This window comes from Citrobacter sp. Ce129 (assembly GCF_030334545.1).
In the GTDB taxonomy this organism is placed as follows: Bacteria; Pseudomonadota; Gammaproteobacteria; order Enterobacterales; family Enterobacteriaceae; genus Citrobacter; species Citrobacter europaeus.
Genome location: NZ_JAOWDS010000074.1, coordinates 174,177 through 194,287, shown reverse-complemented (window position 1 = coordinate 194,287; position 20,111 = coordinate 174,177). Strand labels below are relative to the sequence as shown.

The following is a 20,111-nucleotide window of genomic DNA, read 5'->3' as shown; positions in this document are numbered from 1 at the left end:
TCTTCCTCTTTAAAATCAGGGGTTTTCGCCCCTGAAATAGCCACTCAGTATCCATCCAGCCTCTAAATCCTCACCTTTTGCAATGTTAAATAATTGTTGTTTTTGATCACAAATAATAAACAAACAAGCTCATTCTGTGCGCGTTTTTCAAAAATGTAGATATTTTTAATTTATGGCTACGAAACGAGCTGCGCCATATCTCCCTGACAATCTACTGAGAGGAACGATTTGATGAACGCACTGACTGCCGTAAAACAGAACGCTGAAGATCCTGCCCAGCACTACAGCGGTTTCACGCTGAAACCATCAGCCCAGTCCCCACGTCTGCTGGAGCTGACTTTTTCCGCTGAGACCACTGAACAATTTATACAGGCCGTTGCGCAGTGGCCGGTACAGGCCCTGGAATACAAATCCTTCCTGCGCTTCAAAGTGGGCAAAATCCTCGATGATCTGTGCGGTAATCAGTTGCAGCCTGTGCTGCTGAAAACGTTGCTCGATCGTGCCGAAGGCGCGCTGTTGATCAATGCCGTCGGCGTAGATGATGTCGCGCAGGCGGAAGAGATGGTTAAGCTGGCGACGGCGGTGGCACATCTGATCGGACGCTCCAATTTTGATGCGATGAGTGGGCAATATTATGCGCGTTTTGTGGTGAAAAACGTTGATAACTCAGACAGCTACCTGCGCCAACCGCACCGTGTCATGGAGCTGCATAACGACGGAACCTACCTCGAAGAGATCACCGACTATGTGCTGATGATGAAGATTGACGAACAGAACATGACCGGTGGTAACTCGCTGCTGCTGCACCTCGACGACTGGGAACATCTGGATCACTACTTTACCCATCCACTGGCGCGTCGCGCGATGCGTTTTGCCGCGCCGCCGAGCAAAAACGTCAGCCAGGAAGTGTTCCATCCGGTGTTTGACGTTGACCAGCAGGGGCGTCCGGTAATGCGTTACATCGACCAGTTCGTCCAGCCTAAAGACTATGAAGAAGGCGTCTGGCTGAGCGATTTGTCCGATGCGCTGGAAACCAGTAAGAGCATTATTTCCGTTCCGGTTCCAGTGGGTAAATTCCTGCTGATCAACAACCTGTTCTGGCTGCATGGTCGTGACCGCTTCACCTCGCATCCTGACCTGCGCCGCGAACTGATGCGCCAACGTGGTTATTTTGCTTACGCGACAAACCACTACCAGACTCATCAGTAAGCGCGAAGGAAAAAAGCGGATGTATGATTTTGTGATTATTGGCGGCGGCATTATCGGCATGTCGACCGCCATGCAACTGATTGATGTCTATCCGGACGCCAGAATAGCGCTGCTGGAAAAAGAGTCCGGTCCGGCCTGCCACCAGACGGGCCATAACAGCGGCGTAATTCATGCCGGGGTCTATTACACCCCCGGCAGCCTGAAGGCGCAATTTTGCCTGGCCGGTAATCGCGCCACAAAAGCCTTTTGCGACCAAAACGGCATCCGCTACGACGTCTGCGGAAAAATGCTGGTTGCCACCTCCTCACTGGAAATGGAGCGCATGCGGGCGCTTTGGGATCGCACCGCCGCTAACGGCCTGGAGCGCGAATGGCTGAATGCGCAGGAGCTACGTGAGCGTGAACCCAATATCACCGGGCTGGGCGGCATTTTCGTCCCGTCGAGCGGGATCGTCAGCTACCGTGAAGTGACCGCCGCGATGGCGAAGATTTTCCAGGCCAAAGGCGGCGAGATTATTTACAACGCCGAGGTCAGCGCGCTAAAGGAGCACGCTGCAGGCGTGATCGTCCATACCCGCCAGGGGCAGGAATTTGAGGGGGCAACGCTGATTAGCTGCTCTGGTCTGATGGCGGACCGACTGGTGAAAATGCTCGGCGTTGAACCCGGCTTTATCATCTGTCCATTCCGTGGCGAATATTTCCGCCTGGCGTCAGAACACAACCAGATAGTTAACCATCTGATCTACCCCATCCCCGACCCGGCGATGCCGTTTCTCGGCGTTCATCTGACCCGGATGATTGACGGCAGCGTCACCGTGGGCCCCAACGCGGTACTGGCATTTAAGCGTGAAGGCTATCGTAAACGCGACTTCTCGCTCAGCGATACGCTGGAGATCCTCGGTTCTTCCGGCATTCGCCGCGTGCTGCAAAACAACCTGCGTTCAGGGCTTGGCGAAATGAAGAATTCGCTGTGCAAAAGCGGCTATCTGCGGTTGGTGCAAAAGTACTGCCCGAGTCTGACGCAGAACGATCTGCAGCCCTGGCCTGCGGGCGTGCGGGCGCAGGCGGTGTCACCTGATGGCAAGCTAATAGACGATTTCCTGTTTGTCACCACGCCACGCTCAATTCACACCTGTAACGCCCCATCTCCGGCGGCAACGTCGGCGATCCCTATCGGCGCGCATATTGTCAGCAAAGTTCATGCGCTGCTGGAGAACCAGAGTAATCCCGGACGCACGCTGCGTGCGGCACGTAGCGTGGAGACATTACACGCCGCATTCACCCGTTAAACCGATTAAGACAGGAAGCAACCATGCAACTTAACGATCCAACCTTATTTCGCCAGCAGGCATTGATCGACGGCAACTGGCGTGACGCCAACAGCGGCGAAACCCTCGCGGTGACCAACCCCGCCAACGGTCAGCAATTGGGCAGCGTACCGAAAATGGGGGCGGATGAAACCCGCGAAGCGATCAACGCTGCTAACCGCGCTCTGCCCGCATGGCGTGCGCTGACCGCCAAAGAGCGGGCCAACATCCTGCGTCGCTGGTTCAACCTGATGATTGAGCATCAGGACGATCTCGCCCGCCTGATGACCCTGGAACAGGGTAAACCGCTGGCAGAGGCCAAAGGTGAAATCACCTATGCCGCCTCATTTATTGAGTGGTTTGCCGAAGAAGGTAAGCGCATTTACGGCGATACGATCCCCGGCCATCAGGCTGATAAACGTCTGATCGTCATCAAACAGCCGATCGGCGTTACCGCCGCGATTACACCGTGGAACTTCCCGGCGGCGATGATCACTCGTAAAGCTGGCCCGGCGCTGGCGGCAGGTTGCACCATGGTGCTTAAACCCGCCAGCCAAACCCCATACTCCGCACTGGCGCTGGCAGAGCTTGCCAATCGCGCAGGGATCCCAGCAGGCGTTTTCAGCGTGGTGACCGGTTCTGCGGGCGCGGTCGGCAACGAGCTGACCGGCAACCCGCTGGTGCGCAAGCTGTCATTTACCGGCTCAACCGAAATTGGCCGTCAGCTAATGCAGCAATGTGCCAAAGACATCAAAAAGGTGTCGCTGGAACTGGGCGGCAATGCGCCGTTCATCGTTTTTGACGATGCCGATCTCGATAAAGCCGTGGAAGGCGCGCTGGCGTCGAAGTTCCGTAACGCTGGGCAAACCTGCGTTTGCGCCAACCGCCTGTACGTGCAGGACGGCGTGTATGAGCGTTTTGCCGAAAAACTTGAGCAGGCAGTAAGCAAGCTGCGCCTCGGCGATGGTCTGCAACCTGACGTCACCACCGGACCACTGATCGACGAGAAAGCGGTAGCCAAAGTGCAGGAACACATCGCCGATGCCCTGGATAAAGGCGCGCGCATTATCGCGGGCGGTAAACCTCACGCGCTCGGCGGGAACTTCTTCCAACCCACCATTCTGGTGGATGTGCCTGATAACGCGAAGGTCGCCAAAGAAGAAACGTTCGGCCCGCTGGCTCCGCTGTTTCGTTTTAAAGACGAAGCTGACGTCATCGCTCAGGCCAACGACACCGAGTTTGGTCTGGCCGCCTATTTCTACGCCCGTGATTTGAGCCGCGTCTTCCGCGTTGGCGAAGCGCTGGAGTACGGCATCGTCGGGATTAACACCGGCATTATCTCCAACGAAGTCGCCCCGTTTGGTGGGATCAAAGCCTCCGGTCTTGGCCGTGAAGGATCGAAATACGGCATCGAAGACTACTTAGAAATCAAATATATGTGCATCGGCCTTTAATAAAATAAATACTGGAGAACACCTGATGAGCACCAACAAAGAACTTATGCAACGTCGCAGCAACGCCGTTCCCCGTGGCGTTGGACAGATCCACCCAATTTTTGCCGAGCGGGCAGAAAACTGTCGGGTGTGGGACGTTGAAGGCCGTGAATTCCTCGATTTTGCTGGCGGTATCGCGGTGCTGAACACCGGCCACCTGCATCCGCAGATCGTCTCTGCGGTAGAAGCGCAGTTGAAAAAGCTGTCCCATACCTGTTTCCAGGTGCTGGCCTATGAGCCTTACCTTGAGCTGTGCGAAATCATGAACAAGAAAGTGCCGGGTGATTTTGCCAAGAAAACCCTGCTGGTAACGACTGGCTCCGAAGCGGTGGAAAACGCGGTAAAAATCGCCCGCGCCGCCACTAAGCGAACCGGCACGATCGCTTTCAGCGGCGCTTACCACGGTCGTACGCACTACACCCTGTCGTTGACCGGGAAAGTCAATCCCTACTCAGCCGGAATGGGGCTGATGCCAGGCCACGTGTATCGCGCGCTATATCCGTGCCCGCTGCACGGCATCAGTGACGACGATGCTATCGCCAGCATTCACCGCATCTTCAAAAACGATGCCGCACCGGAAGATGTTGCTGCCATCGTGATTGAGCCCGTCCAGGGCGAAGGTGGTTTCTACGCTGCCTCACCTGCATTTATGCAACGTCTGCGCGCCATTTGTGACGAGCACGGGATCATGCTGATTGCCGATGAAGTACAGAGCGGCGCGGGCCGTACCGGTACGCTGTTCGCTATGGAGCAGATGGGCGTCGCCCCCGATCTTACCACCTTCGCCAAATCCATCGCCGGCGGCTTCCCGCTGGCCGGAGTGACCGGACGCGCCGAAGTGATGGACGCTATCCCACCGGGCGGGCTGGGCGGTACCTATGCCGGTAACCCGATTGCCTGTGCCGCCGCGCTGGCGGTACTGAACATTTTCGAACAGGAAAATCTGCTGCAAAAAGCCAACGAGCTGGGACAAACCCTGCGCGAAGGCCTGCTGGCTATCGCGGAAACCCACCGCGAGATTGGCGATGTGCGCGGACTGGGCGCGATGATCGCTATCGAACTGTTTGAAGACGGCGATCGCACGAAGCCAGACGCCAAACTGACTGCGGAAGTGGTGGCGCGTGCACGCGATAAAGGGCTGATCCTGCTCTCCTGCGGACCTTACTACAACGTGCTGCGCATTCTGGTTCCGCTGACCATTGAAGACGCGCAAATCCGCCAGGGGCTGGACATTATCGCTCAGTGTTTTGCCGAGGCGAAGCAGGGTTAAGCCCTGTATCCGAACGGGGAATTTTAAGCCGGATAAGGCGGAGCCGCCATCCGGCAAACAGGGTCAATAACAATAATACGCGTGCCCCGGCGCGGGAATGCCGGGGTGCTCTCCCAAGTGAAATACTTTCGAGAGGTTTAAAAGATGGGGCAAGTGTCACAATCACATGATTTAGGGGGCGGGCTGAAATCACGCCACGTCACCATGCTGTCTATTGCCGGGGTTATCGGCGCAAGTTTGTTTGTTGGTTCAAGCGTGGCGATTGCAGAAGCCGGCCCCGCGGTATTATTAGCCTATCTTTTCGCCGGGTTGCTGGTGGTGATGATTATGCGCATGCTGGCCGAAATGGCCGTCGCCACCCCAGATACCGGTTCCTTTTCCACCTATGCCGATAAGGCCATCGGTCCGTGGGCAGGTTATACCATCGGCTGGCTGTACTGGTGGTTCTGGGTGTTGGTTATCCCGCTGGAGGCGAATATCGCCGCCATCATTCTACACTCCTGGGTGCCGGGCATTCCTGTCTGGCTGTTTTCTCTGGTTATCACGCTGGCATTAACTGGCAGTAATTTGCTGAGCGTCAAAAATTACGGTGAGTTCGAATTCTGGCTGGCGCTGTGCAAAGTGATTGCCATTCTGGCGTTTATTACCCTCGGTGCGGCGGCAATTAGCGGTTTCTACCCTTATGCTGACGTCAGCGGCGTTTCACGCTTGTGGGATCAGGGCGGCTTTATGCCCAACGGTTTTGGCGCAGTGCTCAGTGCGATGCTAATCACCATGTTCTCCTTTATGGGGGCGGAGATTGTCACCATCGCCGCCGCCGAGTCCGACACACCGGACAAACATATCGTCCGAGCCACCAACTCAGTTATCTGGCGTATCTCCATCTTCTATCTGTGCTCCATTTTCGTGGTGGTGGCACTGATCCCATGGAATATGCCGGGACTGAAAGAGGTGGGTTCGTACCGCTCGGTATTGGAGTTACTGCATATCCCGCACGCGAAACTGATCATGGACTGCGTTATTTTGCTGTCGGTGACCAGCTGTCTGAACTCCGCGCTGTATACGTCCTCGCGTATGCTCTACTCCCTGAGCCGTCGTGGCGATGCGCCCGCCTTTATGGGTAAAACAAACCGCAGTAAAACGCCTTATGTGGCGGTATTGCTGTCTACGGGGGCCGCGTTCCTCACCGTGGTGGTCAACTATTACGCCCCAGCCAAGGTGTTTAAATTCCTGATCGACAGCTCCGGTGCCATCGCGCTGCTGGTGTATCTGGTGATTGCGATTTCACAACTACGGATGCGCAAAATCCTACTGGCGCAAGGCGGCGAAATTAAACTGAAAATGTGGCTCTATCCGTGGCTTACCTGGCTGGTCATCGCGTTTATTATCTTTGTACTGGTAGTCATGTTATTTCGGCCAGCACAACAGTTGGAAGTTATCTCTACCGGGTTGTTAGCCATAGGAATTATTTGTACCGTGCCCATTATGTCACGCTGGAAAAAACTGCTATCGTGGCAAAAAGCACCGTTGCAAAATACGCATTAAACCTGTTCCCGGCGCAGGCCGGGGATCCGTTCAGGAGTAAGACCATGACCGCCATTCCCCAACCGACGGCCATTGATGGATACCGCTGGCTGAAGAACGACATTATTCGCGGTGTTTATCAGCCTGATGAAAAACTGCGTATGAGTCTGCTGACCTCGCGCTACGATCTTGGCGTGGGACCGCTGCGTGAAGCGCTTTCGCAGCTGGTCGCGGAGCGGCTGGTGACGGTGGTTAATCAGAAAGGGTATCGTGTCGCCCCGATGTCAGAACAAGAGTTGCTCGATATTTTCGATGCCCGCGCCAATATGGAAGCCATGCTGGTCGCGCTAGCGATTGAACGCGGCGATGACGCCTGGGAAGCTGAAATTCTGGCGCGGGCGCATATGCTCAGCAAACTTGAAGCCATTGACGCCAGTGAACAGATGCTCGACGAGTGGGATCAGCGCCATCAGGCGTTTCACTCGGCGATTGTCGCCGGCTGCGGTTCACAATACTTGTTGCAAATGCGCGAACGTCTATTCTCTCTGGCGGCGCGCTACCGGTTTATCTGGCTGCGTAAAACGGTGTTGTCAGTTGAAATGCTGGAAGATAAACACGATCAACACAAGACGCTGACCGAAGCAATTCTGGCACGCGATACCGCGCGCGCCAGCGAATTAATGCGCCAGCACCTGCTGACGCCAATTCCGATTATTCAACAGGCGATGTCCGGCAAATTACTGACGGAATAAGCCTGAATAATATTACTGTTCCGGAATACGTAAAACCTGCCCAGGATAGATTTTATCCGGGCTTTTCAACATCGGTTTATTCGCTTCAAATATCTGGTTATACAGGTTGGCATTACCGTAAACCTGTTTGGCAATAGCGCTCAGGGTATCCCCAGATTTTACGGTATAAAACTGGCTTTCACTCGCGGGCGCAGCGGTTTTAACCTGATCGTCTACGCTGGCGATACCGGAGATATTACCGATCGCAATCAGGATTTTTTCTTTCGCTTCCTGACTTAAACCATCGCCAGAAACGGTGGCTTTGCCTTCGTTAATTTGCACGTTCACTTTATCCGCATCCGGGATGCCGGTTTTATTCAGGTGTTCCTGCACCTTTTTTGCCAGATCGGCTGTGTCATGGTTTCCAGTGACCACATCCCACAGTTTTTCACCCGCATCTTTTACAAAATTGAAAAGTCCCATATCCACCTCGGTTATTAACAATCAACACCCAAAAGTGTAGCAGAGGAGAACGAGACGCAAAGAAAACGGCGCCAAAGCGCCGTAGCAGAAGGAGGATTAGTTACGCGTCTGTATCCAGAAGGCGTGGATCAAACCGGGGATGTAGCCCAGCAGCGTCAGAACGATATTGAGGATAAATGCCCAGCCGAATCCTTTCCCCAGCAGCACGCCAAGCGGGGGCAGAATAATAGTAAAAACGATTCTCCAGAAACCCATACACACTCCCTACAAGCAAAAAGTTAATCATTGTTTAAAAAGAGATTTTATCTCTAAGAGTAGTCATTCTACTCAAATCTGCCAGCCTTCCCCTGTTGTTTTACCCTCTTTTACGCTCTTTACGCTGGCGTACGTTGGTCGTTTATTTTAGAATATACTTAATTTAGATCATGCTTAAATACATATGACTGAACTTGAACAACTCCAGGCCAGCGCTGAACAGGCTGCCGCCCTGCTCAAAGCGATGAGTAACCCGAAAAGGTTGCTGATTTTGTGCATGCTCTGCGGTTCGCCCGGTACCAGCGCAGGCGAGTTAGCCCGTGCTACCGGACTGAGCCCTTCCGCCACCTCCCAGCATCTGGCGCGTATGCGCGAAGAAGGTCTGATAGACAGCCAGCGCGATGCCCAGCGCATCCTCTACTCCATTAAAAATGCGGCCGTGAATTCGCTGATCGCCACATTAAAAACACTGTATTGCCCATAAGGAGCCATCATGACCATTGGGACGATTTCCCCGCGCGAGGCGCAGACGCGCCTCGCACAAGGTGCAAAACTGATTGATATCCGCGATGCTGATGAGTATCTGTACGAGCATATTCCTGAGGCGCATCTGGTGCCGTTACCCACGCTTGAGCACGGAGTGCTGCCTGAGAATTTACGCGCCGGTCAGGTAATTTTTCACTGCCAGTCCGGCAAACGTACACAAAACGCAGCGACAAAACTGAGCGCCATTGCCGCGCCTGCGCAGGTCTGGTTGCTGGAAGGCGGAATTGATGGCTGGAAAGCCGCTGGTTTGCCGGTGGCGAAAGACAGTTCACAACCGTTACCACTGATGCGTCAGGTACAGATAGCCGCAGGCAGCCTTGCTTTACTTGGCGTCATTCTGGGTTACGCCGTTAACAGCGCGTTCTTCCTGCTGAGCGGTTTTGTTGGTGCCGGGCTGATTCTCGCTGGCGTGACCGGCTTTTGCGGCATGGCGCGAGTACTGAATATCATGCCCTGGAACCGACGTACTCATTAAGCGGTAATCATTGAAACAGCGCTGTACCCGTTGAATGACGTGATCTATGGTGAGTTCTGCGATAAATAAAGGAGAGCAATATGTTTCAACCTGGCGATCTGGTTCAACCGCGCATGGGCGGACCCAAACTGAAAGTTATCGAAGTCAATGGCGATCAAATTGTGGCGGTACAAGCCAGTAATGAAAGCGGTGATAAATTTACGCTGAAAGCAGCTGATGTGACGCGATATACCGAAGAAGGTGATTTCGGCGTTTGCTGAAAATAAGCGGTGAGGACACCCTCACCGCCGTCGTAATTAGATCAAAAAGTCATCAAGAGATTTACCGGCAGCTAACGCCTGAGCAATTGGCTTCGGTGTGCGACCTTGTCCGGTCCATGTTTGCGTTTCACCATTGAAATCGGTAAAACGATATTTCGCCGGGCGTGGCTGACGTTTTTTAACTGAACGTGCCGTCGCAGGCGTTATGCTCAACAGCTCTTCCGGACTGATCCCATCTGCCTGCATCTGCGCCAGCAAGGCACTAATTTTTTCCTGCTGTTCTGCACGTTGGCGCTGCAGTTGTTCTTCTTCATCGCGCCGTTCTTTGGTCACTACCCTGAATTTTTCAAGCATATCTTCCAGTACATCAACGGAAAATTCACGAGCCATTGCACGCAGCGAGCGGATATTATTTAAGTTTTTTAACATTGAACTCATATTAACAAAACCTCTTTAACGTAAAAACAGTATTACGCTAAATATTGTATGCAACTGCTTATTATATTTCCAGTCTAATTTCTTCGAGAGTTATTAAACAAATAGCCAACCCTGGTATTTATAGCATCTATTTTGCTATCGTCCATGCAATATATTCCATTACCGGATAGCTGCCAGGAATATACCTGCAAGCTATCTCTGCACGTCACTTGAGAAACAGACCACGGCATCGCACGGGACAACTCGTCTACATATTGCACATTGGTCAACATTCAGAAAAGGAGCGCAAAAAATTCAGAAAAACAAATTCCTATAACCCATTGATCTAAAATACCTTTAATTAACACAGCAACGAAAATACCAAAACGAACAAAAAACAGACCACTGCAGAGCATTTTATCGACAAAAAGGTTATAAATAAAAATTTTAAGCTAGTTGCCAGTTATTATCCAGACAGATATCCTATTCAAACGCGAAAGCAGCAAGACAAATCACTAGCAAGAAGGCATTCAAAACCTTTTTTTCCCTTTTTACAAGGAGCATTAACATGTTCTCTCCGCAGTCACGCTTGCGTCATGCAGTAGCAGACACGTTCGCGATGGTTGTTTATTGTTCTGTCGTGAACATGTTGATCGAAATATTCCTTTCAGGAATGAGCTTCGAACAGTCACTGTACTCCAGACTGGTGGCTATCCCCGTCAACATCCTGATCGCATGGCCTTACGGCATGTACCGCGATTTATTTATGCGTGCGGCGCGGAAAGCCACGCAGGCAGGATGGGGGAAAAACCTGGCAGACGTGTTGGCTTACGTCACCTTCCAGTCGCCGGTATATGTGATTATTCTGTTAACGGTTGGCGCAGACTGGCACCAGATTACGGCTGCAGTAAGTTCGAACATCGTGGTGTCAATGCTGATGGGCGCTGTCTATGGCTACTTTCTTGATTATTGCCGCCGCCTGTTTAAGGTCAGCAGCTATCACCAGGCTAAAGCTTGATACGATTCTTTGCGACTGGCCCTGCCAGTCGCATTATTAGTTTGAGCTAACGTCGCCAAACAACCCACTCAGATAGCGCTCAAGTGCAATTCGTGAACTAAAGCCGTGTGGAATACCATAATGTTCATGGGTCTCTCCGGCTAAATACAGCGGGAATTGCTGGTAGTGATCGCAGGTTTTAATATCCGTAGCAGGTTCCGCCAGCGAAGAGCTGCGCTCTTTTAGCGTGGGATGGATGACTAATGCGGTACGTCCCATGCGTGCTTCACGGTTAACGTACACATAATTTTCGCCACGACGATAGCCGTACGTTTTCTGCGTCACAACATCAACGGTAAAGCCCACTTTTTCAAGTACGCGCGCCACCTCATCTGGTCGTAAATACATATTCTTTTCCTCGTTATCTTTTACTGCGGGCTTACCTTACCTGATTCAGCATTAGCAACGCTTTCAGAAAAGTCCATAAACGAGTGGCGATGGTGGGACGAATATCTTAAGAACCGTGCTGATTCAGGCCAGCGCCAGCCGCAGCTGATATGCCGCCTGCTGCGCCATTTCCAGCGAGCTAATGTTGGTAAACGACAGCAATATTCCTCCCTTTCCTGCTGAAGTTATTCGCCAGCGGCTTAACGCCTGAACCGCCAGTCCAGCCTGATTCGCTTTGCGCACCAGCGCAACATCATCTCCATCTACACTCATTACCAGTTGAATCCCACCTTCCTGAGGAATGACGCTAAATCCTTGTTCGGTCAGGGCGTTTTCCATCCATTGTCGTCGCAAGGCGTAATGCTGACGCATGCGTTTTAAGTGTCGCCAGAAGTGGCCGTCTTGCATAAAATCCGCCAGCGTTTGCTGCCATAAAACCGGAACGCTACAGGCCGTTAGCGCCGCCTGCTGACGAAAATGTTCGACCTGAGTCAGAGGCACCACCAGCCATGCCGTGCGCAAAGCCGGAAACAGAGATTTGCTGAACGTTCCGGCATAAATCACCCGCTGGGGCGCATCCAGACTTTTTAGCGGCGGCAACGGTTTACCGTGGTAGCGAAATTCGCTGTCGTAGTCATCTTCGATTACCCACGCCAGCGCGCGAGTCGCCCATTCCAGCAACCGGTGGCGACGGTCTAATGACAAGGCCACGCCCAGCGGGCTTTGGTGTGCGGGCGTGAGCAGTACAAAACGCGCCTGCGGGAAATCGCGGATCCCAGCGCAGACGTCCAGACCATCAGCATCAACCGCCACCGGCATCAGCTCAATGCGTTCCTGAGCGACCACGGGGCGAATCAGCGGAAAGCCAGGATCTTCGACCCACATCCCCTCACCGGGTTGAGACAAAGCGCGCAGAATTAACGTCATTGATGCTGCGTAACCTGAAGTAATAAAAACCTGTTCCGGCTGGCATTCAATACTGCGTGAAACGCGCAGGTAATCAACAATCGCCTGACGTAATACCCGTTCGCCGCAAACATCGCCCACCGCCAGATCAAAACGCGTTTGGGTGCGTAAACGCCGCCCCATTACCCGCGCCCAGACGTCGCGCGGGAAGAGATCGAGTGCGGGTAATCCCATCTGAAAAAGCTGCGGTCTGGGTTTTTCTCCGGCGAAGATGGCAGGTGATGCTGGCGCGCTTTGAGGCCGCAGTTGTTCACTGACAAACGTTCCTGCTTGTCCGCGTCGCGCAAGCCAGCCCTGCGCCACCAGCTCTGCATAGGCGTTTTCCACCGTCGAGCGTGATACGCCCAGCTCCTGGGCCCAGGTCCGACTGGAAGGTAATCTGGTACCTGGCTTGAGTTCACCGTTCTCAATTGCGTTTTTTAACTGACGGGCGATTTGCTGATAGCGCGGCATTTATGGTCTGCTTTTTTTGCAACAATATGGCTCTCTTTAGCAGTCCATTATAGTGCTACATTGCGGGTCAGCCAAACGAGGAGAAATACCATGACAATGTTACGCCAGCCCTATTATGAACTCAGTCCTGAAATCTATAACGCCCTGGTTCAGGCAAGCAAAGCGCTGGAAAACTGCGCGCTGGAACCTACGCTGACGGAACTGATTTACTTACGGGTCTCGCAAATCAATGGCTGCGCCTTTTGCCTGGAAATGCACAGTAAGGCGCTGCGTAAATCCGGTGTTGCGCAGGCCAAACTGGACGCACTGGCAGGCTGGCGGGTGAGTCACCACTTCAGCGAAAAGGAACGTGCGGCGCTGGCGTGGGCTGAATCCGTCACCCATATCGCCAGTACGCATGCCGAAGATGACGTTTATCTGCCGCTGCTCGCCCATTTTAGCGCGAAAGAAATTAGCGACCTGACGTTTGCCATTAGCCTGATGAACTGCTTTAACCGTCTGGCGGTAGGGATGCGTATGTGATTCTGCGCTACCGGATGACAGCATAAATGTCTTATCCGGCCTGGGAAGTCCTTTCCTGTAGGCCGGATTAGACGCGACGTGCCGCCATCCAGCAACCTGCGATGATACATATCACTTCCCCCGTCACGCTCCTCACCCGGCCCTCATTAATCTAAAATTCCCATATCTTGTATGGTTGAATCTTTTTAAAACTACATCTAGTATCTTCTGTATCAAGACGCACACAACCCGACGCCCTCTATCGCGTCGATCTTTTACTTATAAACGGAAATACGAATCATGCGCATTGTTATTTACACTCGCAACAACTGTGTTCAGTGTCACGCCACCAGGCGGGCGATGGAAAGCCGCGGGTTTAACTTCGAGATGGTGAACGTCGATTTACAGCCCGATCTGGCTGATAGCCTGCGCGAGCAAGGCTTTCGCCAGTTACCGGTCGTGGTCACAGGGGAAGCCAGTTGGTCAGGATTTCGCCCGGACATGATCAACCGTCTGCGCCCGGAACCCCAAGTGGCCAGCGCATGAGCCAGCTCGTCTACTTCTCCAGCAGCTCCGAAAATACGCACCGCTTTATCCAGCGTCTGGGGCTGACTGCCATCCGCATTCCGCTTAACGAACGCGAGCGGATCCGGGTAGACGAACCTTACATATTAATCGTGCCATCCTACGGCGGCGGCGGTACGGCTGGCGCGGTCCCAAGACAGGTGATCCGCTTTTTAAACGATACGCACAACCGGGCGTTAATCCGTGGAGTGATCGCCTCCGGTAATCGCAATTTCGGGGATGCTTATGGTCGCGCGGGTGATGTGATCTCACAAAAATGCGGCGTGCCGTGGCTCTATCGCTTTGAGCTGATGGGCACCCAAAGCGATATCGACAACGTTCGGAAAGGAGTGAGCGAATTTTGGCAACGACAACCGCAGAACGCGTAATGCAGCCAACGCTGGATTACCATGCCCTGAATGCCATGCTGAATCTGTACGATAAAGCCGGACGCATTCAGTTCGACAAAGACCATCAGGCGGTGGAGGCTTTCTTTGCCGCCCACGTCCGCCCCAACTCGGTGGCGTTTGCCAGCCAGCAGGAGCGCCTGGACACATTGGTAGATGAAGGCTATTACGATGCCAGCGTGTTAGCCCGCTACAATCGCGCGTTCGTGCTGAAGCTATTCACCCACGCCCACGCCAGCGGATTCCGTTTCCAGACGTTCCTCGGCGCATGGAAGTTCTACACCAGCTATACGCTGAAAACGTTCGACGGTAAGCGCTATCTCGAAGACTTTGAGGATCGGGTCACGATGGTGGCGCTCACGCTGGCGCAGGGCGATGAAGCGCTCGCAATGCAACTGGCTAATGAAATGCTCTCCGGGCGCTTTCAACCCGCCACGCCAACCTTCTTAAACTGCGGTAAACAGCAACGCGGCGAGCTGGTCTCCTGCTTCCTGTTACGCATCGAAGACAATATGGAGTCAATTGGTCGGGCGGTAAACTCGGCGCTACAGCTCTCTAAACGCGGCGGCGGCGTGGCATTTTTGCTCTCTAACCTGCGCGAGGCAGGTGCGCCCATTAAGCGCATTGAGAACCAGTCCTCCGGCGTGATCCCGGTAATGAAAATGCTGGAAGATGCGTTTTCTTATGCGAATCAACTCGGGGCGCGTCAGGGCGCGGGGGCTGTGTATCTGCACGCGCACCATCCGGATATTTTGCGTTTTCTTGATACCAAACGTGAAAATGCCGACGAAAAAATTCGCATCAAAACGCTCTCGCTTGGCGTGGTGATCCCGGACGTCACCTTCCAGTTGGCGAAAGAAAACGCCCGGATGGCGCTGTTTTCACCGTATGACGTAGAACGAATTTACGGCAAACCATTCGGTGATATCGCCGTGAGCGAGCGGTATGACGAACTGGTTGCTGACCAACGCGTACACAAAAAATACATTAACGCCCGCGATTTCTTCCAGCGGCTGGCAGAGATCCAGTTTGAGTCTGGCTACCCTTACATCATGTTTGAAGACACGGTGAATCGCGCCAACCCGATTGCCGGTCGGATCAATATGAGCAACCTGTGCTCGGAGATTTTGCAGGTTAACAGCGCCTCCACCTACGATGAAAACCTCAATTACGCACAGACCGGGCATGATATCTCCTGCAATCTCGGCTCGTTGAACATTGCCCATACCATGGATTCACCGGACTTTGGTCGTACAGTGGAAACGGCGGTTCGCGGCTTAACCGCCGTTTCGGACATGAGCCACATCCGCAGCGTGCCTTCGATCGAAGCCGGGAACAGCGCGTCGCACGCGATTGGTCTTGGGCAGATGAATCTGCACGGGTATCTGGCGCGGGAAGGGATCGCCTATGGTTCGCCGGAAGGGCTGGATTTTACCAATCTCTATTTCTATACCATCACCTGGCATGCGCTGAATACGTCAATGAAGATCGCCCGCGAGCGCGGTCAAACCTTTGCCGGATTCAGACAATCCCGCTACGCCAGCGGCGAGTATTTTAGCCAGTATCTGCAGGGCGACTGGCAGCCTAAAACCGACAAGGTTCGCACACTGTTTGCTGCCAGCGGCCTTACGCTGCCGACGCGCGAAATGTGGTCGCGGCTGCGAGAAGATGTGATGCGCTACGGCATTTATAATCAGAATTTACAGGCGGTGCCGCCCACCGGTTCTATCTCCTACATCAATCATGCCACGTCAAGCATTCACCCGATCGTGTCAAAAGTGGAGATTCGCAAAGAGGGTAAAACCGGACGCGTTTACTACCCTGCCCCGTTTATGACCAATGAGAATCTGGCCTTGTATCAGGATGCCTACGAGATTGGTCCACAAAAAATCATTGATACCTACGCGGAAGCAACGCGCCATGTCGATCAGGGGCTTTCACTGACGCTCTTTTTCCCCGATACCGCCACCACGCGCGATATCAACAAAGCGCAGATTTACGCCTGGCGTAAGGGCATCAAATCGCTGTACTACATCCGACTACGTCAACTGGCGCTGGAAGGAACCGAAATCGAAGGTTGCGTGTCATGCGCGCTGTAAGGAGGAGAAAATGACATTATCCCGCGTGAGCGCCATCAACTGGAACAAGATTGAGGATGATAAAGATCTCGAGGTATGGAACCGCCTGACCAGTAACTTCTGGCTACCGGAAAAGGTCCCGCTCTCCAATGACATCCCGGCCTGGCAAACGTTGAACGCCGCCGAACAGCAGTTGACCATCCGCGTTTTTACCGGGCTGACGCTGCTCGACACCATTCAGAATGTTGCCGGAGCACCCGCGTTAATGGCCGATTCGTTAACGCCGCATGAAGAGGCGGTGCTGTCGAATATCAGCTTTATGGAAGCGGTACACGCCCGTTCATACAGCTCTATTTTCTCCACCCTTTGCCAGACCAAAGATGTGGATACAGCTTACGCCTGGAGTGAAGAAAATACCCCACTCCAGCGCAAGGCGCAGATCGTTTTGGCACATTACGCCAGCGACGAACCGTTGAAGAAGAAAATTGCCAGCGTGTTTCTGGAATCCTTCCTGTTCTATTCCGGCTTCTGGTTACCGATGTATTTTTCCAGCCGCGGCAAATTGACCAATACAGCCGATCTTATTCGCCTGATTATTCGTGATGAGGCCGTTCATGGGTATTACATTGGTTATAAATATCAAAAAGGTCTGGAGCATATTTCCGAGTCCGCACGCGAGGAGTTAAAGAACTTTGCCTTCGATCTGCTGATGGAATTGTATGATAACGAAGCGCGCTATACGGAAGAATTGTATGCAGAAACAGGCTGGGTGGATGACGTCAAAGCCTTCCTTTGCTACAACGCCAATAAGGCATTGATGAATTTGGGGTATGAGGCGCTATTTCCACCTGAAATGGCCGAGGTTAACCCGGCAATCCTTGCCGCGCTGTCGCCCAACGCTGACGAAAACCACGATTTCTTCTCGGGTTCTGGCTCATCCTATGTGATGGGAAAAGCGGTCGAAACCGAAGACGACGACTGGAATTTCTAGCAATCATTTCTGCGGGAAATACCGTACATTTTTCGCGGAAATATTTTAACAGGATCACACTTTTGTCGTGCAAATATAATTGTGTGATCTACACTCAATATCAGCCGCATTATTCGCCTGCATTCCAGCAATTCAGGCGATTTTTCATTGGCATTTACAAAAAATATTAACCAGCCCGCATTCGCGCTCAGCCCTTATATCACGGGAAGTCCCGCCGCCTGGCCTTCGGCAATATTCATGCCACAACCAAATTCAGGGTTGTCTCAGATTCTCAGTATGTTAGGGTAGAAAAAGGTCACTATTTCCATCAGGTAATATATCGATATAAACAAATAACAGGAATCATTCTATTGCATGGCAATTAAATTAGAAGTTAAAAATCTCTATAAGATATTTGGAGAGCATCCCCAGAGAGCCTTCAAATATATTGAAAAAGGACTTTCAAAAGAGCAAATTCTGGATAAAACAGGGCTATCGCTTGGCGTAAAGAACGCCAGTCTGGCCATTGAAGAAGGCGAGATATTTGTCATCATGGGATTATCCGGTTCGGGTAAATCCACAATGGTACGCCTTCTCAATCGCCTGATTGAACCCACCCGCGGACAGGTATTGATTGACGGCGTAGACATCGCCCGCATATCCGATGCCGAGCTTCGCGAGGTGCGCAGAAAAAAGATTGCGATGGTGTTCCAGTCCTTTGCCCTGATGCCGCACATGACGGTGCTGGACAATACGGCATTCGGCATGGAATTAGCCGGTGTCGGCGCGGATGAACGTCGTGAAAAAGCGTTAGATGCGCTACGTCAGGTTGGTCTGGAGAATTATGCTCACGGATACCCGGATGAACTTTCCGGGGGAATGCGCCAGCGTGTGGGCCTCGCCCGTGCATTAGCCATTAACCCTGACATCTTATTAATGGATGAGGCCTTCTCAGCCCTCGATCCATTAATTCGTACTGAGATGCAGGATGAACTGGTAAAACTACAGGCGAAACATCAACGCACCGTGGTCTTTATATCGCATGACCTCGACGAAGCTATGCGTATTGGCGACAGAATTGCCATTATGCAAAACGGTGAAGTGGTCCAGGTCGGCACGCCGGATGAAATCCTGAATAATCCAGCCAATGATTATGTACGCACCTTCTTCCGCGGCGTTGATATTAGCCAGGTCTTCAGTGCGAAAGATATTTCACGCCGTAGCCCCGAAGGTTTAATTCGTAAAACGCCCGGGGTGGGTCCACGTTCAGCGCTGCAATTATTGCAGGACAAAGATCGCGAATATGGTTACGTGATCGAACGCGGCAATAAATTCGTTGGCGTTGTTTCAATCGACTCCTTAAAAACAGCGTTAAGTCAGGCGCAAGGTATTGAAGCGGCATTGATCGATGAGCCGTTAGCCGTAGATGCACAAACTCCTCTCAGCGAGTTGCTTTCTCATGTCGGCCAGGCCCCGTGCGCGGTGCCGGTTGTTGATGAGGAACAGCAGTATGTGGGCGTCATTTCAAAACGCATGCTGTTACAGGCTTTAGATCGTGAGGGGGTAAACAATGGCTGATCAAACTAATCCGTGGGATACCACACCAGCGGCCGACAGCGCCGCACAAACTGCCGATGCCTGGAGCACGCCATCTGGTGCGCCCACTGACGGCGGTAGCGCAGACTGGCTGACCAGCGCCCCTGCGCCGGCGCCAGAACATTTCAATATTATGGATCCGTTCCATAAAACACTGATCCCGCTGGATAGTTGGGTCACCGAAGGGATCGACTGGGTTGTTACCCATTTCCGTCCGGTCTTCCAGGGCATTCGTGTTCCGGTGGATTACATTCTCAACGGCTTCCAGCAGCTTCTGTTAGGTATGCCAGCGCCCGTGGCGATTATCCTGTTTGCCCTGATTGCCTGGCAGATATCCGGTGTCGGAATGGGCGTTGCTACGCTGATTTCCTTGATTGCCATCGGTGCCATCGGTGCGTGGTCGCAGGCCATGATAACCCTGGCGCTGGTACTGACCGCTCTGCTGTTCTGCGTAGTGATCGGTCTGCCGATGGGGATCTGGTTAGCACGCAGTCCGCGGGCGGCAAAAATTGTTCGCCCGCTGCTGGACGCCATGCAAACCACCCCAGCGTTCGTCTATCTGGTGCCGATTGTCATGCTGTTCGGTATTGGTAACGTCCCGGGCGTGGTGGTGACGATTATCTTCGCCCTGCCGCCAATCGTACGTCTGACCATTCTGGGGATTAACCAGGTGCCAGCCGATCTGATTGAAGCCTCGCGTTCGTTTGGCGCCAGCCCGCGTCAGATGCTGTTTAAAGTGCAGCTCCCGCTGGCGATGCCCACTATTATGGCCGGGGTCAACCAGACGCTGATGCTGGCGCTTTCAATGGTCGTCATCGCGTCGATGATCGCCGTCGGCGGGCTGGGTCAGATGGTGCTGCGTGGAATCGGTCGTCTGGATATGGGGCTTGCCACCGTCGGTGGGGTTGGGATTGTAATCCTCGCCATCATCCTGGATCGCCTGACGCAGGCCGTTGGTCGCGACTCGCGTAGTCGTGGCAACCGTCGCTGGTACACCACTGGTCCCGTTGGGCTTATCACTCGCCCTTTCACGAAATAATTCACCCGTTGCCCGGTGGCGCATTGCTTACCGGGCCTACAATTCATTAACTTACACAAAATCATTCAAGTTGCATCGCGGCGGCAAACGAATGTATCCCCAGGAGCGTACAAGTAGTACGTGA

General features: G+C 53.1%; 22 protein-coding genes. 17 read left to right on the top strand and 5 right to left on the bottom strand.

Annotated features, from left to right (window positions below; translation table 11 throughout):
* Positions 1-231 precede the first annotated feature (231 nt).
* From glaH to csiR, 6 genes are all read left to right on the top strand, one after another.
* Positions 232-1,209 carry a glutarate dioxygenase GlaH gene (glaH, locus tag OGV77_RS23655; protein ID WP_043017299.1) on the top strand — a complete coding sequence of 326 codons (978 nt, stop codon included), beginning with the start codon at positions 232-234 and terminating at the stop codon, positions 1,207-1,209.
* Positions 1,210-1,228: 19 nt separating this feature from the next.
* The gene (gene lhgD, locus OGV77_RS23650) at positions 1,229-2,497 is read left to right on the top strand and encodes an L-2-hydroxyglutarate dehydrogenase (RefSeq protein WP_075145753.1); all 1,269 of its coding nucleotides are present in this window, start codon (positions 1,229-1,231) and stop codon (positions 2,495-2,497) included.
* A gap of 23 nt (positions 2,498-2,520) precedes the next feature.
* Positions 2,521-3,969 (top strand): NADP-dependent succinate-semialdehyde dehydrogenase, encoded by a 1,449-nt coding sequence (gene gabD, locus OGV77_RS23645; RefSeq protein ID WP_075145752.1) that lies wholly within the window; start codon positions 2,521-2,523, stop codon positions 3,967-3,969.
* Between the two features lie 25 nt (positions 3,970-3,994).
* The gene (gene gabT, locus OGV77_RS23640) at positions 3,995-5,278 is read left to right on the top strand and encodes a 4-aminobutyrate--2-oxoglutarate transaminase (protein ID WP_043017302.1); all 1,284 of its coding nucleotides are present in this window, start codon (positions 3,995-3,997) and stop codon (positions 5,276-5,278) included.
* 144 nt (positions 5,279-5,422) lie between these two features.
* On the top strand, positions 5,423-6,823 hold the full coding sequence (gene gabP / locus OGV77_RS23635) for a GABA permease (protein WP_043017303.1): 1,401 nt from the start codon (positions 5,423-5,425) through the stop codon (positions 6,821-6,823).
* A gap of 44 nt (positions 6,824-6,867) precedes the next feature.
* Positions 6,868-7,554: a DNA-binding transcriptional regulator CsiR gene (gene csiR, locus OGV77_RS23630; RefSeq protein ID WP_043017304.1), complete on the top strand. Its 687-nt coding sequence runs from the start codon at positions 6,868-6,870 to the stop codon at positions 7,552-7,554.
* 12 nt (positions 7,555-7,566) lie between these two features.
* Here csiR and lysM read toward each other — a convergent pair whose 3' ends face one another.
* Positions 7,567-8,016, bottom strand: a complete 450-nt coding sequence (lysM, locus tag OGV77_RS23625) for a peptidoglycan-binding protein LysM (protein ID WP_087050844.1) — start codon at positions 8,014-8,016, stop codon at positions 7,567-7,569.
* Positions 8,017-8,112: 96 nt separating this feature from the next.
* A complete protein-coding gene (locus OGV77_RS23620; protein ID WP_003037242.1) occupies positions 8,113-8,271 on the bottom strand; it encodes a YqaE/Pmp3 family membrane protein in 159 nt (52 codons plus the stop codon).
* A gap of 184 nt (positions 8,272-8,455) precedes the next feature.
* On the opposite strand from OGV77_RS23620, the gene OGV77_RS23615 reads away from it, so the two are divergent.
* From OGV77_RS23615 to OGV77_RS23605, 3 genes are all read left to right on the top strand, one after another.
* A complete protein-coding gene (locus OGV77_RS23615; RefSeq protein ID WP_006687216.1) occupies positions 8,456-8,755 on the top strand; it encodes an ArsR/SmtB family transcription factor in 300 nt (99 codons plus the stop codon).
* A gap of 9 nt (positions 8,756-8,764) precedes the next feature.
* Positions 8,765-9,292, top strand: a complete 528-nt coding sequence (locus tag OGV77_RS23610; RefSeq protein ID WP_043017305.1) for a rhodanese family protein — start codon at positions 8,765-8,767, stop codon at positions 9,290-9,292.
* A gap of 80 nt (positions 9,293-9,372) precedes the next feature.
* Entirely contained in the window at positions 9,373-9,552 is a 180-nt protein-coding gene (locus OGV77_RS23605; RefSeq protein ID WP_043017306.1) for a GDFGVC terminal motif YodC-like protein, read from the top strand.
* Between the two features lie 36 nt (positions 9,553-9,588).
* Here OGV77_RS23605 and stpA read toward each other — a convergent pair whose 3' ends face one another.
* Positions 9,589-9,990, bottom strand: coding sequence for a DNA-binding protein StpA (gene stpA / locus OGV77_RS23600; RefSeq protein WP_047409266.1), 402 nt, complete (start codon positions 9,988-9,990; stop codon positions 9,589-9,591).
* Positions 9,991-10,537: 547 nt separating this feature from the next.
* Between stpA and alaE the strand changes: the two genes are divergently transcribed.
* Positions 10,538-10,987 (top strand): L-alanine exporter AlaE, encoded by a 450-nt coding sequence (gene alaE / locus OGV77_RS23595; RefSeq protein WP_016154144.1) that lies wholly within the window; start codon positions 10,538-10,540, stop codon positions 10,985-10,987.
* Positions 10,988-11,023: 36 nt separating this feature from the next.
* Here alaE and OGV77_RS23590 read toward each other — a convergent pair whose 3' ends face one another.
* The gene (locus OGV77_RS23590; RefSeq protein WP_016154145.1) at positions 11,024-11,374 is read right to left on the bottom strand and encodes a DUF2002 family protein; all 351 of its coding nucleotides are present in this window, start codon (positions 11,372-11,374) and stop codon (positions 11,024-11,026) included.
* 123 nt (positions 11,375-11,497) lie between these two features.
* Positions 11,498-12,832 (bottom strand): MocR-like pyridoxine biosynthesis transcription factor PdxR, encoded by a 1,335-nt coding sequence (gene pdxR, locus OGV77_RS23585; protein WP_043017308.1) that lies wholly within the window; start codon positions 12,830-12,832, stop codon positions 11,498-11,500.
* 90 nt (positions 12,833-12,922) lie between these two features.
* On the opposite strand from pdxR, the gene OGV77_RS23580 reads away from it, so the two are divergent.
* The 7 genes from OGV77_RS23580 (at position 12,923) to proW (ending at position 19,987) form a co-directional block, all read left to right on the top strand.
* Positions 12,923-13,354 carry a carboxymuconolactone decarboxylase family protein gene (locus tag OGV77_RS23580; RefSeq protein ID WP_043017309.1) on the top strand — a complete coding sequence of 144 codons (432 nt, stop codon included), beginning with the start codon at positions 12,923-12,925 and terminating at the stop codon, positions 13,352-13,354.
* Positions 13,355-13,633: 279 nt separating this feature from the next.
* On the top strand, positions 13,634-13,879 hold the full coding sequence (gene nrdH, locus OGV77_RS23575) for a glutaredoxin-like protein NrdH (protein ID WP_286502987.1): 246 nt from the start codon (positions 13,634-13,636) through the stop codon (positions 13,877-13,879).
* Complete coding sequence (nrdI, locus tag OGV77_RS23570) at positions 13,876-14,286, top strand: class Ib ribonucleoside-diphosphate reductase assembly flavoprotein NrdI (protein WP_047409260.1); 411 nt, start codon at positions 13,876-13,878, stop codon at positions 14,284-14,286. Before nrdH ends, nrdI begins: the two co-directional genes overlap by 4 nt.
* Positions 14,259-16,403, top strand: coding sequence for a class 1b ribonucleoside-diphosphate reductase subunit alpha (nrdE, locus tag OGV77_RS23565; protein WP_087050843.1), 2,145 nt, complete (start codon positions 14,259-14,261; stop codon positions 16,401-16,403). Before nrdI ends, nrdE begins: the two co-directional genes overlap by 28 nt.
* A gap of 10 nt (positions 16,404-16,413) precedes the next feature.
* Positions 16,414-17,373, top strand: a complete 960-nt coding sequence (nrdF, locus tag OGV77_RS23560; protein WP_075145744.1) for a class 1b ribonucleoside-diphosphate reductase subunit beta — start codon at positions 16,414-16,416, stop codon at positions 17,371-17,373.
* A gap of 354 nt (positions 17,374-17,727) precedes the next feature.
* On the top strand, positions 17,728-18,930 hold the full coding sequence (gene proV / locus OGV77_RS23555) for a glycine betaine/L-proline ABC transporter ATP-binding protein ProV (RefSeq protein WP_003037282.1): 1,203 nt from the start codon (positions 17,728-17,730) through the stop codon (positions 18,928-18,930).
* Positions 18,923-19,987 carry a glycine betaine/L-proline ABC transporter permease ProW gene (gene proW, locus OGV77_RS23550; RefSeq protein ID WP_043017314.1) on the top strand — a complete coding sequence of 355 codons (1,065 nt, stop codon included), beginning with the start codon at positions 18,923-18,925 and terminating at the stop codon, positions 19,985-19,987. Before proV ends, proW begins: the two co-directional genes overlap by 8 nt.
* Positions 19,988-20,111 lie beyond the last annotated feature (124 nt).